We start from the raw sequence: 15739 nt of genomic DNA, 5'->3' as shown, positions 1-15739 counted from the left end.
CAGTCAGCCCAGCAGGTTTCTGAGCGTGTGCAGAAAGATCCCGGCGCCGGCCGGGATTGCCGCATCCGGGAAATCGAAATCCGGGTTGTGCAGCTGCGGCTGATCTTCGCCGGAGCCTAGCCAGAACATCGCCGCCTTGGCGCCTTTGCCGAACTGGCCGAAATCCTCGGACCAGCGCTGCGGATAGTCCCGCATCCACGCCGGGTGGCCGGCTGCGGCGCAGGCGGCCTGCAGCACCTCCACCGCCTCCGAATGGTTGGTGCAGGCGTCAAAGACATCGTCGAATTCAATTGAAAGCCCCAGCCCCTCGGCCGCGCAGACCTGTTCCGCCAGTGCTGCGGCATCTGCAATGACCTGGTCCATCCGCGCATCAGTGACAGTGCGCAGGGTGGCCCAGACCTCGCCCTCCCCCGGAGCGATGCCAAAGGCGGCTTCGCCCAGCCGGGCATGGGTCAGCGTGACCAGCGCAAAACCCGGCCCCGGATCACCACCGCTGCCCAAGGCAACCAGGCCCGGCAGAAGCTGGGAGACGGCACCTGCAGGCGACACCCCGTCCTGCGGAGCAGCAGCGTGGGAGGTCTTGCCTGTCAGTTTGATACGCATTCCGCGCGACGCGCAATTAGCTGCGCCGGAGCACAAGGCAACCTGTCCCACCGGAAGCCCCGGCAGATTGTGCAGGGAGAAGGCATAGTCCGGTGCGATTTGCTGGAATGCAGGATCAGCAATCACCGCCGCGGCACCCTTGCCGGTTTCCTCAGCCGGTTGGAACAGAAGCACGGCGCGGCCCCGCGCAGGGCGGTTTGCCGCCAAATCCTCTGCCAGTGCGGCAACCATCGTCATGTGGCCGTCATGGCCGCAGAGATGGCCGCGGCCCGCGTGGGCGGATCGATAGGGGTAATCCGAGAGTTCCTCAATCGGCAGCCCGTCGAGTTCACAGCGGATGAGGACCGTGGGGCCGTCCGCCCTGCCCTCATAAACGGCAGCAACGCCGTGGCCGCCGAGGGAGGTCAGCAGATGGTCTGGGGCGTGCCCGCGCAGATAGTCCGCCACCATGGCAGCGGTCTTTTCCTCTGCGCCGGAGACCTCCGGGATCTGGTGCAGGGCGCGGCGCAACCGGGTCAGCTGCGCCAAACGCTCAGGCGTCATGCAAGCCCCAGTTTCTTATTGCGGGCATCGCGCAGGCGGGCAAAATCATCACCGGCATGGTAGGATGAGCGCGTCAGCGGCGTTGCCGAGACCATCAGGAAGCCCTTGCCATAGGCGGCCTTCTCGTAGGTCTTGAACTCCTCCGGCGTCACGAAGCGGTCCACCGCGTGGTGTTTCGGCGTCGGCTGCAGGTACTGACCGATGGTCAGGAAGTCGATGTCGGCAGCGCGCATGTCGTCCATCACCTGCTTCACTGACTGCGCATCTTCGCCCAGGCCAACCATGATGCCGGATTTGGTGAACATCGACGGGTCCAGTTCCTTGACCCGCTGCAACAGCCGCAGCGAGTGGAAGTAGCGGGCACCGGCGCGGACCTCCGGGTACAGGCCCGGCACGGTTTCCAGATTGTGATTGAACACGTCCGGGCGTGCTTCCACGACTTTTTCCAGCACCGAGGGATCGCATTTCAAGAAATCCGGAGTAAGGATTTCGATGGTTGTCTTCGGCGAGCGGTGGCGCACCGCCCGGATGGTTTGGGCAAAATGCTCGGCGCCGCCGTCCTCGATATCGTCGCGATCGACCGAGGTGATGACAACGTGGTTCAGCCCCAGCTTTTGCACCGCATCCGCCACCCGGCCCGGTTCAAACACATCCAGCGCCTCGGGCGGCTTGCCGGTGGCGATGTTGCAGAAGGAACAGGCGCGGGTGCAGACCTCGCCCATGATCATCATGGTGGCGTGGCCCTGGCTCCAGCATTCGCCGACATTGGGGCAGCCGGCTTCTTCACACACCGTCGTCAGCTTATTGTCGCGCATGATTTTATGCGTTTCCGCATAACCTTTGCCGCCCGGCGCCTTGACCCGGATCCAGCTTGGCTTTTTTGGCTGAGCATTATCGGGACGATGCGCCTTTTCGGGGTGGCGCTGCTCCGGGATCTTTAGGTCTCTCACGTGGGTTTCCCTTCCGGCCTTTGGCGTTCTGCGCAGGTTTAACATAGCTGAATTGGCTTGGCACGGGCATATCGTCAACCCTGCCCTGCAGCCTTATCATGGCTCAAACTTCGCAAATGCGCCGTTTTCCTTTGCCAAAGTGACGCTGGGGAACACATAATTCACGCGAAGCAATAAGATTTCGCCGCAAATCATTCACGGAGGGACGCATGGCCAAGGAGCTGGAAAAGTTCAAAGCAGAACACAAGAAACTGGCTGCAGACAGCAAGAAATTCACCACCGCTGAGGGCGAAAAGCTTAAGAAACGGGTCGGCATTTCCCTGGGCAACGCCTGGGAGGGCGAAGACTATTTCCGTGAAAGCCTTGCCAAAGCGCGCAAGGACGGGGTCGAGTCCAAGAAGATGGCGGACCTGCAAAAGAACAAGAGCTTCAAGGACGGGCTGACCACCTGGAACAAGGCGGTGGATATCCATCAGGAAGAACTTACTGCCATGCTGGGCTTTTGCGGCGACGCCAAGGCGCATCTGGCGAAGCTGGACAAGCTGCTGGCCGACATTGGCAAGGACTTGAAAAAGCGGTCCAAGACGTCGGCCTCGAAGAAGGACATCGAAGCCCTGCAGGACAAGCTGACCAAGGAAGCCGCCGAAGTTAAGAAAGCAATGCAATATGAGGGCAAGCTGAACGCGGCGCAGAAATTCTATGCTGCGAATTTCCAGAAGACCGTGGACAAGATTCTGAAGGAAAGCGATGAATCGAAGGATAAGAAGCTGGATGCAACCGAGCTGCCGCAGCTGCTGGTGGACCGGAACCTGAAGAAATACACCAACCGGGTCGGGGTGCTGGTAAAGGCGATCAACGCTCATTGCGTATCGGCCATCGACAAAGCCGGGCAAGACCTGAAGGCAGCAGCGCCGGATCTGAAGGCAGCGGCGGCGAAATACAAAGACCTGAAGAAGATCAACGACCAGTACCAGACGGTGAAAAAGAAGTTCCCCGGCATAATCAACGATTCCAAGGACAAGAAGAAGCTGCTGGCCACATTGAAGAAATTCAATGACCTCACTGCCGCGGCCGAACGCAAACTGCGCGGCACCACAGTGACAATCAAGAAGGCGGCGGCCTGACCAGCAGCACATCTCCTGAAGGAGGAATAACCACGCCCGGCACGCCGCCTTTTGGCGTCCGGGCGGCGCATCTGCGGCGTCTTGTCCGGAACCTTCACAACTTGCTCACGGACTTGTTGATACCGGCTTAGAATCGTTTTAAGCCTGCCCGCCGAACGAACACCCACCTTCAGGAGCATTCCGAAATGAAAGCTGGCGTTAAGCTGCCCGACGTGACCTTCCACACCCGCGTCCGTGACGAAGCGGTCGAAGGCCCGAACCCCTTCCGCTGGGAAGACAAAACCACTGCGGATTATTTTGCAGGCAAGCGCGTTGTGCTGTTCTCGCTGCCCGGCGCCTTCACCCCCACCTGCTCGACCTACCAGCTGCCGGGCTTTGAAAACGGCTTTGCCGACTTTCAGGCCGAAGGCATCGACGCGATCTATTGCATGTCGGTCAACGACAGCTTTGTGATGAACAAATGGGCCGAAGCGCAGAACCTGAAAAACGTGGACGTGATCCCGGACGGCTCCGGCGAATTCACCCGCAAGATGGGCATGCTGGTCGCCAAGGACAACCTGGGCTTCGGCAACCGCTCCTGGCGCTATGCCGCCATCATCAACAACGGTGTTGTTGAAGCATGGTTCGAAGAGCCGGGCCTGTCCGACAACCACGGCGATGACCCCTATGGTGTCTCTTCTCCCGAGACCGTGCTGAAGCACCTGAAAGACGCCAAGGCAGAAGTCGCCGCCTAAGGCGTTGCCAATTCAGGCACTTATACGGGTCCGCCAAATGCGGGCCCGTTTTGGTTTTCCGGGCCTGCGCGGTCAGCCGATCAGCTCAGCCTCCTGCGCGCTGGTCTCGCCGTAGTAATCTGCCAAATGCTGCAGCGCGATACGCAGCACCACCTTGCCCGAGCGCGCGGGCCAGCCCAGATTGCGTTCAGCGGTTTCCAGCCCTTCCAGATGGCAGCAGCAGCGCAGAGCGATATCGCTCAGCCCCATCCCCAGCGTCTGCAGCGCCTCTGTCATGCGCTTGCGCGCCGCAGCCCCGGCTTCCTGGCTGCTGCTGCGCAGCTCTTGGCTGCCTTTAGCAAAATACAGCTTCTCCTGCATCAGATGGCTGCTGATCTGAGCCAGCTCGAAATCCTCCCGCAGGCGCTTTCCGGCGCTGATCATGCCTGGCGTCAAAAAGGAATTGCCATCCTTGTCCGACAGCCGGGCCAGCATCTCCAGCGGCGTCTCGGATCCGCCGTAGCGCGGCTTGCGGCCATAACTGGATTTGTCGCTGTCTTCGGGTGCCAGAAACGGCGTCTGGGCTTCGGCAAAGCCGCCCTCCAGACGGGCCCGCGCCCGGTTCTCCTGATCGGCAATAATCCGGTTTAAGGCGCTGCGCCCTGATGGGGTGATGGCATACCGGCTGATCCGGCCCCGGCGGGCACAGGAAATCCAGCCGGTCAGCGCCAATGCACCGGCCAGCGGGCGCGAGACGGCCACTTTCTGCCCGTCTGCCTCGGTGCCTTCGCGCACCACCACGGCCATTTCCATGCCCTCAGCCGCAGCCAGAACCGCACCGCCGCGGCTGAGCAGAGTCAGAACACTGGCGGCCTCCTGCTCGAACCCGGCGGTCAATCCCCGTCCCGCCGGTTTGCCCGGGCCGGAGCCGGATTTTCCGGGTTTCCCCGGTGCTGCCTGGTAACGCCCGGCAAGGTAGGTCAGAACTTCGTCGATCAGCGGATCATCCCGCAAGGTCTCCACCCGCCTGACCTGCCGCAGGATGGTGGAGGGATGACACCCGGCCTTGCGGGCCAATTGCCGGATCGGGCGGCCTGCCTCTGTGTGCTGAAGGTATCGGCATGTCTCAAGCGGCACCCAGCCAGGCAGGGACGCGTGCGGTATGTTTTGCATATATCAAGCCCCGGTCGTCAGCCAGGCCAGCCTGTCAGCCGCAATCAATAGCGCCTGAGGCTTTTCCACGTACGCCTGACTGTAGTTGAACAAATGCGCGGATCAGGCCCCATTGTTTCCAGAGAAAACATAATCATCACAAAACGTACCGTTCGCCGGTAGCCCCCTCGCCGCAACACCACAATAGGTTGTGATATAGCAGATCCGGTACAGAGAATTGAAAGGAGAGGACCATGCAGGACGTATACACCCGGCTTACATTGCTCCGGCGCCCGCGGATTCTGGCAAGGGCTGCCCGGCTGGGGGCGCAGAACTATAGCCGGCAGCGGGATCTGCGCCGGATTTTGGGGTACGGGACCCTGCCCAAGCCCGCTGCTGCCGTAATGCAGCTCCTGGAGCTGGAAAGCGCGCAGGACACCGCACGCAAGGCAGGTGAAGCGGGATATTCGCTGATCCGGCATGTGGATGTTCTGATCGCGCTGGCGGGCGAAGCCGCCTTTTTGCGCAATACTGCGACCCGGCCAAAAACAGAAACGGCGGCCTTTCAGGACCGCCGTTCTGCTGCGGCAGAGGCGACTGCCCCCTGCCCCTAAGCTGTAGCTGCGCGATTACATGAACGCGTCGGGCATCGAAGCTTTCTTTTCAGTCACATACTCGTCCAGAGCCATTTTGATGGCCGGGTCCAGCGCCGGCTGCTCGTAAGTGGCCAGCAGTTTCTCGACGCGGTTGGTCGCCAGCGAATAGGTGTCGCGCGCGCCTTCCTCTTCCCACTGCTCAAAGGGTTTGTAGTCGAGCAGTTCGGACTTCCAGAAGGCCGATTTGAAGTTCTCCTGGGTGTGGGCGCAACCCAGATAGTGGCCGCCGGGTCCGACTTCGCGGATGGCGTCCATCGCCTGGGCGTTTTCGTCCACCGACACGCCTTTGGCCAGGCCGTGCAGCACACCCAGCTGGTCGGCGTCCATCACGAACTTCTCAAAGTCGGCAACCAGGCCGCCTTCGAGCCAGCCGCAGGAGTGCAGCTGGAAGTTCACGCCCGACAGAAGACCCATGTTGAGCGAGTTCGCGGTCTCATAGGCCGCCTGCGCGTCGGGCAGTTTGGAGCCGCAGAAAGAGCCGGCCGAACGGTACGGCAGGTTCATGCGGCGGGCCAGCTGGCCGGCGCCATAGGTGATGTGCGACGCTTCCGGGGTGCCAAAGGTCGGCGCGCCCGAGTTCATGTCGATCGAGGTCACCATGGCGCCAAAGATCACCGGTGCGCCTGCGCGGCACAGCTGGCTGTAGGCGACACCGGCCAGAACCTCGGCCAGCACCTGCGTAAGGGTGCCCGCAACCGACACCGGCGCCATGGCGCCGCCAACGATGAAGGGCGAGATGATGCAGGCCTGATTGTTCTTTGCGTAGACTTCCAGCGAGCCCATCATCACATCGTCGAAAGTCATCGGCGAGTTGATGTTGGTGAGCGAGGTCATCACGGTGTTGTTCTGAACGAACTCCTTGCCGAACAGGATGCCGGCCATGTCGACCGAGTCCTGCGCGCGGCTGGGTTCGGTAACCGAACCCATGAACGGTTTATCGCTGAGGGTCATATGCGCCATCAGCATGTCCAGGTGGCGCTTGTTCACCGGGATATCGGTAGGCTCGCAGACGGTGCCGCCCGAGTGATGCAGCCATTTGGACATATAGGCGAGCTTCACGAATTTGTTGAAGTCATCCATGGTCGCGTAGCGGCGTCCGCCTTGAGCGTCGCGCACAAACGGCGGGCCGTAGACCGGCGCCAGCACCATGTTGCGGCCGCCGATAACCACGGATTTCTCCGGGTTGCGGGCGTGCTGGGTGAACTCGGACGGAGCTGTTTCGCACAGCTTGCGGGCCAGTCCTCGGGGATGCGCACGCGCTCGCCGTTGACGTCTGCACCGGCTTCGCGCCAGCGCTCCAGCGCCGCCGGGTTGTCAACGAAGTTGACGCCGACCTCTTCCAGGATGGTATCCGCGTTGTATTCGATGATCTCCAGCGCTTCCTCGTTCAGAACCTCAAAGTTCGGAATGTTGCGCTCGATGTACTTCGCGGTCTCGATCTTGACGCTGGTGCGTTCGGCGCGGCGGGCGGCGCCGCCGCCACCCCGTGCGCGACGGCGCGGTGCTGCTTCTGTCATGGTTTATCCTCACCACAGGCATTTCATTGCGATGGGTATTATAGCCACCTCACACCACGCCGCCGCAGGATTACGGCCATTCAAGTTGAAAAGCGACATTGGCGGGGCATTTTGCACCATTTGCACCATTTGCACCGTGACTGTGAACTTTCGCCTACCCTGGCCAGCTTCAGGACCGGTCTGCCGTGAAAATCGCGGCTGCGGGCCGGCGCAGGCGCAAACCCTCTTGCGGAAAAGGCATTCCTGCCCTATGGCGCGTGCATGACAGAGACATCCCATGACCGCCTTCTCATCATCGACTTTGGCAGCCAAGTCACGCAGCTGATTGCACGCCGCCTGCGCGAGCTGAACGTCTATTGCGAAATCCACCCCTATCAGAATGTCACCATGGAGTTTGTGCGCGAGCTGGCGCCCAAAGCTGTGATCTTCTCGGGCGGGCCGGACAGCGTGACCCGCGAAGGGTCGCCGCGTGCGCCGCAGGAGATTTTCGACTATGGCGTGCCGATCCTGGGCATCTGCTATGGCCAGCAGGTGATGATGCACCAGCTGGGCGGCACGGTTGAGAGCGGCCACGGCACCGCCGAATTCGGCCGCGCCTTTGTCACCCCCACGGTGGAGACACCGCCGCTGCTGGAAGGCTGGTTCACAGACGACAGCGACCGAGAGCAGGTCTGGATGTCGCACGGCGACCACGTGAGCAAGATCGCCCCGGGTTTGAGGTCTACGGCACCTCCCCCAACGCGCCCTTTGCCATCGCCGCCGATGTCAGCCGCAATTTCTATGCGGTGCAGTTCCACCCGGAAGTGCATCACACCCCGAACGGCGCCAAGCTGTATGAGAACTTTGTCAAACTGGCGGGTTTTTCCGGCGACTGGACCATGGGCGCCTACCGCGAGCAGATGATCGAAAAGATCCGCGAGCAGGTTGGCGACAAGCAGGTGATCTGCGGTCTGTCCGGCGGCGTCGACAGCTCGGTTGCGGCGATTCTGATCCACGAGGCGATCGGCGATCAGCTGACCTGTGTGTTTGTCGACCACGGCCTGCTGCGCAAGAACGAGGCGGAAGAAGTTGTCGCGATGTTCCGCGACAATTACAACATCCAGCTGATCCACGCGGATGAGCAGGAGCTGTTCCTGGGCGAGCTGGACGGCCAAAGCGACCCGGAAACCAAACGCAAGATCATTGGCAAGCTGTTCATTGACGTGTTCCAGAAACACGCCAACACGATTGAGGGCGCCGAGTTCCTGGCACAGGGCACCCTGTACCCGGATGTGATTGAATCGGTGTCCTTCTCGGGCGGCCCGTCGGTCACCATCAAGTCGCACCACAACGTGGGCGGCCTGCCGGAGAAGATGGGGCTGAAACTGGTCGAACCCCTGCGCGAGCTGTTCAAGGACGAGGTCCGCGCATTGGGCCGCGAGCTGGGCCTGCCCGCAAGCTTCATCGGCCGCCACCCCTTCCCTGGACCGGGTCTGGCAATCCGCTGCCCGGGCGAGATCACCCGCGAAAAGCTGGAGATCCTGCGCGAGGCCGATGCGGTCTATATCGACCAGATCCGCAAGCACGGTCTTTATGACGATATCTGGCAGGCCTTCGTGGCCATCCTGCCGGTCCGCACCGTTGGCGTGATGGGCGACGGCCGCACCTATGATTTTGCCTGTGCCCTGCGCGCAGTGACAAGCGTGGATGGCATGACCGCGGATTATTATCCGTTCAGCCACGAGTTCCTGGGCGAGACCGCCACAAGGATCATCAATGAGGTCAAGGGCATCAACCGCTGTACCTATGACATTACCTCGAAGCCTCCCGGCACCATCGAGTGGGAATGATCCGGCGGATCACAGAATTGGCCCAGTGGTTTGCTGCCGCTGGGCTTTTTACATTATTGGCGGTGCTTTTCTGGACCTTTCTGTGGCCGGACAATGATCCAGCGGAATTGCCCGCAGCGAATGCAATCATCTGCCTGGGCGGCGGCATGTCCGCAGATGGCTCCCTGCACGCACCGACGCAAAAGCGGGTAGCGACCTGCGCCCGGCTTTATCACGCCGGGCGGGCACCGCTGGTTGTGTTCACTGGCGGGCGCGCGGTTCCGGACGGCCCGTCTGCGGGCGCGCAGATGGCGCAGCTGGCGCAACAGTTCGATATGCCGCCGGACGCCATCCTGATCGAGCCTGAGTCGCAATCGACCCTGCAGAACGCGCTGTTTTCCTTGCCGCTGCTGCCCGTATCGGAAAACCTGATCCTGGTGAGCGAAGCCTTTCACCTGCCCCGCTCCTGGGCGTCCTTCCGCTGGGCAGGCGCGCGCGGGCTGCAGCTTGCAGCATCTGAAAATGTGCGCCGGGATCCAGAAACCGGCTGGCCCAGCTTCAGTATACTCTTGCGGGAAACCGCAGCGGTCTGGTTCAACCTGTTCAGGGCCGCCGCATGGAGCGCTGCCTCCACCGTGGATCTGCAAAACGATGATTGGCTGCACTGATGACTAATACCGCCAAAGCCGCCCTTTGGATGATCGGCGCCATTGTTTCGTTCTCCGCCATGGCGATTGCCGGACGCGAGGCCGGATTGACGCTGGATACCTTCGAGATCATGGCCTATCGCAGCCTGGTCGGGGTCATCATTGTCGTAAGCCTGCTGACGGCAACAGGCAGCTGGCATCAGGTCAGCAGCGCCCGGCTGGGTGTCCATGCTGTGCGTAACCTTTTCCACTTCACCGGTCAGAACCTTTGGTTTCTGGCGGTGACGCTGGTGCCGCTGGCACAGGTCTTTGCCCTGGAGTTCACCTCGCCCCTGTGGGTGATTATTTTGTCGCCATTGTTGCTGGGCGAAGCCCTCAGCCGGCGCCGGATGCTTGCCGCAGGCATTGGGTTTGCCGGCATTCTGATTGTCGCCCGACCCAGTCCGGAAACGCTGAACCTTGGCATCCTTGCCGCCGCCAGCTGCGCCATCTTCTTTGCGCTTACTGCGATCCTGACCAAGCGGCTGACCCGGCACGAAACAACGGCCTCAATTCTGTTCTGGCTCACCGCCATGCAGCTGGTGATGGGTCTGCTGGCAGCGGGCTGGGACGGCGACATGGCCTTGCCGGACGCCACCACCCTGCCCTGGCTGGTGCTGATCGGCATTGCCGGTCTGACCGCGCATTTCTGCCTGACAACCGCGCTGTCGCTGGCGCCTGCCAGCGTAGTGGTGCCGGTGGATTTCGCCCGCCTGCCCGCTATCGCCATTCTGGGTATGGTGATCTATGGTGAAGCCTTGGATGTCTGGGTACTGAGCGGCGCCGCAATCATCTGCATTGCAAATTACCTTAATATAGTTGCGAAGCGGCCCCCTGAAACCCTTGAGAATTGATCGAATCCGGCAAGTTGCCGTGCGGTTAATGTTGATTTGCGGAATTCGGCCCGATTACGTTCGCGTAAAGCGGCCCTTACAGGCCGCAATTCAGGGAGGAAAAATGAAACGCTATCTTGCAACATCGGCGGCATTGGCGCTGGCATCGGGTTCTGCCATGGCAAGCGGCCTTGACCGCACCGGCCAGCCGATCGGCATCATCTTTGAAGAAGGCACCTACGCAGAGTTCTCATTCGCGACGACATCCGTGGATCTGTCGGGCAATGACCGCACGACGCTGAACCCGCTTGGCTCCGCTTCCGGAGATGTCGGCGACCGCTTCAACATGTTCGGCGCAGGCTACAAGCGGGACATCAACGATCAACTGTCCTTTGCCGTGATCTTCGACCAGCCTTGGGGTGTGGATGTGCTCTACCCGGCGAGTGGTTCTGCGCTTCTCGGCGGCACCAAGGCGCAGGCGGATGCAAATGCCGTGACTGCCCTTTTGCGCTACAAGTTCAACGAGCGTTTCAGCGCCCATGGCGGTATCCGGTACCAGGAGATCGACGGCGAAATCAATCTGAACGGTCTTGCCTACAGTGTCATTCCCGGCGGCACCTACAATGTGAAGGTAGACAAAGACGGCGCATTTGGCTGGGTAGCCGGCGTGGCCTATGAGATCCCAGAGATCGCCCTGCGCGCGGCGCTGACATACAGCTCTGAAATCGAACATGATTTCGACCTGACCGAAACTTTTGCCGGTTTCCCGGCTGCGAACGCTTCGACTTCGACCAAGACCAAGACGCCGCAATCGGTCAACCTGGACTTCCAGACCGGTATCGCCGCAGACACGCTGCTGTTCGGCGGTATCCGCTGGGCAGAGCACAGCGTGACCGATCTGGTTCCCGGGCAATTGGGCCGTGACCTGATCGATCTGGACGACTCCTTTACCTACACATTGGGGATTGGCCGCAAGTTCAACGAAAACTGGTCGGGGTCTTTGGCGCTGATCTATGCGGATGTGGACGGGGATGACCTGGTGTCGCCGCTGGCACCGACCCATGGTTATGAAGCGATCCGGCTTGGCGTGCAGTACAAGCAGGACAAGATGACGATCTCGGCCGGCATCCGCTACACCCAGCTGGGCGACTCGGTTGCCTCCCCGGCGGCAACCCGGTTACCAACTTTCAGGATAACGACGCGGTCAGCTTTGGCATGAAAATCGGCTACAACTTCTAAAGCGCCGCAAGACGGACAACCTGACCCCGCCCGCATACTCCGGGCGGGGTTTTCTTTTGCCGCAAGATCCGGGTCGCTCGCATCCCCCCTGCGCGCTAACTGATCCGCATGAACACGCAAAAGACCATTTCCCCCGCGCCTGGGCCGAGCTGATTCTGCTCGGCGTGATCTGGGGCGGATCGTTTCTGTCGATCCGCATCGCCCTGGACGAAATCCCCGTTGTTACCCTTGTGCTGCATCGCTGCGGCTGGGCGGCGCTGTTTCTGTGGATACTGGTCTTGCTGATGCGCTTGCCGGTCCCCAAAGAACCGCGCATCTGGGGCGCCTTTCTGGTGATGGGACTGTTGAACAACGTGATCCCCTTCGGGCTGATAGCCTGGGGGCAACTGCACATCGAAACCGGCCTCACCTCCATCCTGAATGCGGCGACGGCAATATTCGGGGTGATCGTGGCGGCGCTGCTCTTTCCTGATGAGCGGCTGACGGTTCGCAAAGCGCTGGGAGTGGGCCTTGGGTTCCTTGGTGTTGCAACCGCCATCGGTCTGGAGCAATTTGCCCGGTTCGACCTGCGCAGCACAGCGCAGCTGGCAGTGCTGGCGGGCACTGTCTCATATGCATTTGCCAGTGCCTGGGCGCGTTTCAATTTGACCGGACTGCCGCCGCTTGTCGCGGCTGCCGGAATGCTGACCGGTTCTACCCTGTTCCTGGCCCCGGCGGCGCTGCTGATCGACGGCCCGCCTGTCCTGGAACTGGCGGCGCGCACTTGGGCCTCTATCGCCTATTTTGCTCTGTTCGCCACGGCAGGGGCCTATCTGCTTTACTACCGGGTGCTGGAACTGGCGGGCAGCGGCAACCTGATGCTGGTCACGCTGGTCATCCCGCCGGTGGCCATTGTATTGGGCGCGCTGGTCCTGGAGGAAGAATTGAATCCGCAGGCCTATGCAGGTTTTGCCCTTCTGGCTGCAGGCCTGGTAATCCTGAACGGCAAACCTGTCTTGCGGCGCAACCGCGCACGGAATTGACCAAGCCCGCGCAGGCGATTAGCAAGGCGTGAAACCTTAAGGGACTTGGGATCTCATGCTTTACACTTCTGCACAGGACTGGCGCGATGCGCCGAACAAACGGGTGCTGTTCTTTGGCATGTCCGGGCTTGGCAAAACCTATGTCAGCAACATCCTGCGCGGCGCCGGCAGCTGGTTCCACTACTCGGTCGATTACCGGATCGGCACCCGCTATATGGGCGAATACATCGCCGACAACGCCAAGGCAGAGGCGATGAAAGTGCCGTTCCTGCGGGACCTTCTGCTGTCGGATTCCATCTTCATCGGCTCCAATATCACGTTTGAGAATCTGACCCCGGTTGCCTCCTATCTGGGCAAACCAGGCGATAAGGCCAAAGGCGGGCTGCCGATTGGCGAATACAAGCGCCGCCAGGAACAGTTCCGAGTCGCCGAAATCCGGGCGCTGCTGGATACGGAATACTTCGCAGGCCGTGCCGGGCAGCTTTACGGCTATCCGAATTTCATCTGCGATACCGGCGGGTCGATCTGCGAATGGGTCGATGCCAATGACCCGAACGACCAGGTCCTGACCGAGCTTGGCAAACACACGCTGATGGTCTGGATCAAGGGCAGTGACGCCCACACTGCCGAACTGGTGCGCCGCTTTGACCGCGCGCCCAAACCGATGTCCTATCAGCCGGAATTCCTGGACCGGGTCTGGCAAGAGTATCTTCAGAAACATGGCGTAGCTGAGGGGGATGTGGACCCTGATGCATTTATCCGCTGGACCTATGCCCAGGCGCTGGCGCACCGGCAGCCGCGCTATCAGGCGATGGCGGACAATTGGGGTGTCACTGTCACCGCCGACCAGATCTCAGCCGTCAAGGATGAAGCCGGTTTCGAGGATTTGATCGCCTCCGCTCTTGAGGCCCGCGGCTAAGCCGCCTATCTGTCGAATTCCGCTATATCGCACAACCTTCCGCAAATCAGGACACTGACATGCCCATCAAGATGCCCGCAGACCTCCCCGCCTATGACGTTCTGACGAACGAAGGCGTGATGGTTATGTCGCCGGACCAGGCGGCGCGTCAGGACATCCGCCCCATCCGCATCGGCCTGCTGAACCTGATGCCCAAGAAGATCCAGACCGAGAACCAGTTTGCCCGGCTGATCGGGGCGACCCCGCTGCAGATCGATCTGAGCCTGATCCGGATGACCGAGCATCAGACCAGGAACACCGCGGCCGCGCATATGGCCGAATTCTATCACTCCTTCCAGGAAGTGAAGCACCAAAAGTTCGACGGGCTGATCATCACCGGCGCCCCGATTGAACACCTCGACTTCCCCGAGGTGACCTATTGGGACGAACTGCGCGAGGTCATGGATTGGACACAGACCAACGTGCATTCCACCTTTGGCGTCTGCTGGGGCGGCATGGCGATGATCAACCATTTCCATGGCGTGAGGAAACACATGCTGGATCACAAGGCGTTCGGCTGCTTCCGGCATCGGAACCTGGCGCCTGCTTCGCCCTATTTGCGCGGGTTTTCGGATGATTTTGTGATTCCGGTCAGCCGCTGGACCGAGATGAAGCAGGCCGAAATCAGTGCGGCGCCAGGGTTGAAGACGCTGCTGGGCAGTGACGAGGTCGGCCCCTGCCTGGTTGAGGACAGGGCGCACAACGCGCTCTATATCTTTAACCATTTTGAGTATGACAATGATACGCTGAAGCAGGAATACGACCGCGACGTGGCCAATGGCACGCCGATCAACGTGCCGGGCAACTACTATCCGGACGATGATCCCAGCCAGCCGCCGCAAAACCGCTGGCGCAGCCACGCGCATCTTCTTTATGGCAATTGGATCAATGAGATCTACCAGACTACGCCTTATGAAATGGATCAGATCGGCCGCTAAGGTGCTGATGTATGCAGGCCTTGCACTGGCGGCTGCTGCCGCGCTGACCAACTGGCAGGCGGGCCGCCGCGAGGCAGCGGCTGTCGCAAGCTACCCGCCATTGGGGCAAACCCTGGTGGCGGGCAGCCACCGGGTGCATGTGGTTGAGATGGGCCGGCCCAAAGGCAGCGCGCCGGATCTGGTGCTGATCCACGGCTCCAGCGGCAGTACGCGCGATATGACCTTCCGGCTGGCACCGGCATTGGCAGAGGACTTCCGTATCCTGATATTCGACCGCCCCGGACTGGGGTATTCGGACCGCATCAATGGTACCGGGGCCACCATCCGCCAGCAGGCCGGCCTGTTGCGCCAGGCCGCGGCGCAAATGGGGGCGGACAGGCCGATTGTGCTGGGCCAAAGCTATGGCGGCGCGGTTGCGCTGGCCTGGGCGGTGGACCACCCGGACAGCATCTCGGCGCTGGTGACAGTGTCCGGCGTCGCCTATCCTTGGACCACGCCGCTGGACCCTCTTTACCGGGTCACCTCCTCGCGTGTTGGCAGTATGCTGGCGGTGCCCTTGCTGACCGCCTTTGTGCCGGACTTTGCTGTGTCCCGCTCCCTGCAGGACGTCTTTGCCCCGCAAGCCGTGCCGCAAGGGTATGCAGCACATTTCGGCCCTGGCCTGTCGCTGCGGCGCTCGTCCCTGCGCGCAAATGCCCGGCAACGGGCTAACCTGCTGCAGGAAGTGACCGAACTGTCGCCGCGCTATGGTGAAATCCCGGTTCCCTTGGAAGTTCTCCACGGCACTGCTGACGATCTGGTCAGCCCGGAGCTTCATGCCCAGGGTCTGGCCCGGAATGTGGAAGGCGCACGTCTGACGCTGCTGGACGGTATCGGCCATATGCCGCAGCATGTGGCCACAGAAGACGTGGCCGCTGCCGTGCGCCGGGCCGCCTCGCGCGCACAATTGCGTTAAAACGATTCACATTCCATAGTTCTTGCCCATATAAAGGGTTGA

12 protein-coding genes and 3 pseudogenes are annotated in these 15739 nt (G+C 61.2%); 11 read left to right on the top strand and 4 right to left on the bottom strand.

Translation table 11 applies throughout. The features are described from left to right. Positions 1-3: 3 nt before the first annotated feature. A complete protein-coding gene (locus ETW23_RS08980) occupies positions 4-1146 on the bottom strand; it encodes an amidohydrolase (RefSeq protein WP_134829791.1) in 1143 nt (380 codons plus the stop codon). Further along, positions 1143-2096: a lipoyl synthase gene (gene lipA, locus ETW23_RS08975; RefSeq protein WP_134829790.1), complete on the bottom strand. Its 954-nt coding sequence runs from the start codon at positions 2094-2096 to the stop codon at positions 1143-1145. Before lipA ends, ETW23_RS08980 begins: the two co-directional genes overlap by 4 nt. Before the next feature lie 209 nt (positions 2097-2305). Between lipA and ETW23_RS08970 the strand changes: the two genes are divergently transcribed. Continuing rightward, entirely contained in the window at positions 2306-3220 is a 915-nt protein-coding gene (locus tag ETW23_RS08970; RefSeq protein WP_129370767.1) for a hypothetical protein, read from the top strand. Between the two features lie 185 nt (positions 3221-3405). Next, complete coding sequence (locus ETW23_RS08965) at positions 3406-3954, top strand: peroxiredoxin (RefSeq protein WP_129370766.1); 549 nt, start codon at positions 3406-3408, stop codon at positions 3952-3954. Between the two features lie 72 nt (positions 3955-4026). Here the strand turns inward: ETW23_RS08965 and ETW23_RS08960 are convergent, their stop codons facing one another. Beyond that, positions 4027-4956: a DUF6456 domain-containing protein gene (locus ETW23_RS08960; protein ID WP_368075884.1), complete on the bottom strand. Its 930-nt coding sequence runs from the start codon at positions 4954-4956 to the stop codon at positions 4027-4029. A 383-nt stretch (positions 4957-5339) separates the two neighbouring features. On the opposite strand from ETW23_RS08960, the gene ETW23_RS08955 reads away from it, so the two are divergent. After that, entirely contained in the window at positions 5340-5699 is a 360-nt protein-coding gene (locus ETW23_RS08955) for a DUF6477 family protein (protein WP_134829789.1), read from the top strand. Between the two features lie 15 nt (positions 5700-5714). Here the strand turns inward: ETW23_RS08955 and ETW23_RS08950 are convergent. Next, a pseudogene (locus ETW23_RS08950) lies at positions 5715-7258 on the bottom strand (trimethylamine methyltransferase family protein). A 261-nt stretch (positions 7259-7519) separates the two neighbouring features. Between ETW23_RS08950 and guaA the strand changes: the two are divergent. The 8 genes and pseudogenes from guaA to ETW23_RS08910 all read left to right on the top strand — a co-directional run bounded on the left by guaA (position 7520) and on the right by ETW23_RS08910 (position 15697). Then, positions 7520-9087 (top strand): annotated as a pseudogene (gene guaA, locus ETW23_RS08945) (glutamine-hydrolyzing GMP synthase). A gap of 146 nt (positions 9088-9233) precedes the next feature. Continuing rightward, entirely contained in the window at positions 9234-9734 is a 501-nt protein-coding gene (locus ETW23_RS08940) for a YdcF family protein (RefSeq protein ID WP_167738106.1), read from the top strand. Then, entirely contained in the window at positions 9734-10606 is an 873-nt protein-coding gene (locus ETW23_RS08935) for a DMT family transporter (protein WP_134829787.1), read from the top strand. The genes ETW23_RS08940 and ETW23_RS08935 overlap by 1 nt, the downstream gene beginning before the upstream one ends. Before the next feature lie 103 nt (positions 10607-10709). Then, positions 10710-11824: pseudogene (locus tag ETW23_RS08930) on the top strand (outer membrane protein transport protein). A 56-nt stretch (positions 11825-11880) separates the two neighbouring features. Beyond that, entirely contained in the window at positions 11881-12846 is a 966-nt protein-coding gene (locus ETW23_RS08925) for a DMT family transporter (protein WP_254695181.1), read from the top strand. 55 nt (positions 12847-12901) lie between these two features. Continuing rightward, positions 12902-13765 carry an ATPase gene (locus ETW23_RS08920; RefSeq protein ID WP_134829786.1) on the top strand — a complete coding sequence of 288 codons (864 nt, stop codon included), beginning with the start codon at positions 12902-12904 and terminating at the stop codon, positions 13763-13765. 59 nt (positions 13766-13824) lie between these two features. Further along, a complete protein-coding gene (gene metA / locus ETW23_RS08915) occupies positions 13825-14742 on the top strand; it encodes a homoserine O-succinyltransferase (protein WP_134829785.1) in 918 nt (305 codons plus the stop codon). Next, positions 14717-15697, top strand: coding sequence for an alpha/beta fold hydrolase (locus tag ETW23_RS08910; protein WP_167738105.1), 981 nt, complete (start codon positions 14717-14719; stop codon positions 15695-15697). The genes metA and ETW23_RS08910 overlap by 26 nt, the downstream gene beginning before the upstream one ends. The last annotated feature ends 42 nt before the right edge of the window (positions 15698-15739 follow it).

The organism is Leisingera sp. NJS201 (genome assembly GCF_004535885.1).
Lineage (GTDB): Bacteria > Pseudomonadota > Alphaproteobacteria > Rhodobacterales > Rhodobacteraceae > Leisingera.
This window is presented reverse-complemented; position numbering and strand designations above follow the sequence as displayed.

Coding starts and splice junctions, on each gene's coding strand:
- ETW23_RS08980 (WP_134829791.1), bottom strand. CDS start 1,146: ATGACGCCTGAGCGTTTGGCGCAGCTGACCCGGTTGCGCCGCGCCCTG.
- ETW23_RS08970 (WP_129370767.1), top strand. CDS start 2,306: ATGGCCAAGGAGCTGGAAAAGTTCAAAGCAGAACACAAGAAACTGGCT.
- ETW23_RS08965 (WP_129370766.1), top strand. CDS start 3,406: ATGAAAGCTGGCGTTAAGCTGCCCGACGTGACCTTCCACACCCGCGTC.
- ETW23_RS08955 (WP_134829789.1), top strand. CDS start 5,340: ATGCAGGACGTATACACCCGGCTTACATTGCTCCGGCGCCCGCGGATT.
- ETW23_RS08940 (WP_167738106.1), top strand. CDS start 9,234: ATGTCCGCAGATGGCTCCCTGCACGCACCGACGCAAAAGCGGGTAGCG.
- ETW23_RS08935 (WP_134829787.1), top strand. CDS start 9,734: ATGACTAATACCGCCAAAGCCGCCCTTTGGATGATCGGCGCCATTGTT.
- ETW23_RS08920 (WP_134829786.1), top strand. CDS start 12,902: ATGCTTTACACTTCTGCACAGGACTGGCGCGATGCGCCGAACAAACGG.
- metA (WP_134829785.1), top strand. CDS start 13,825: ATGCCCATCAAGATGCCCGCAGACCTCCCCGCCTATGACGTTCTGACG.
- ETW23_RS08910 (WP_167738105.1), top strand. CDS start 14,717: ATGAAATGGATCAGATCGGCCGCTAAGGTGCTGATGTATGCAGGCCTT.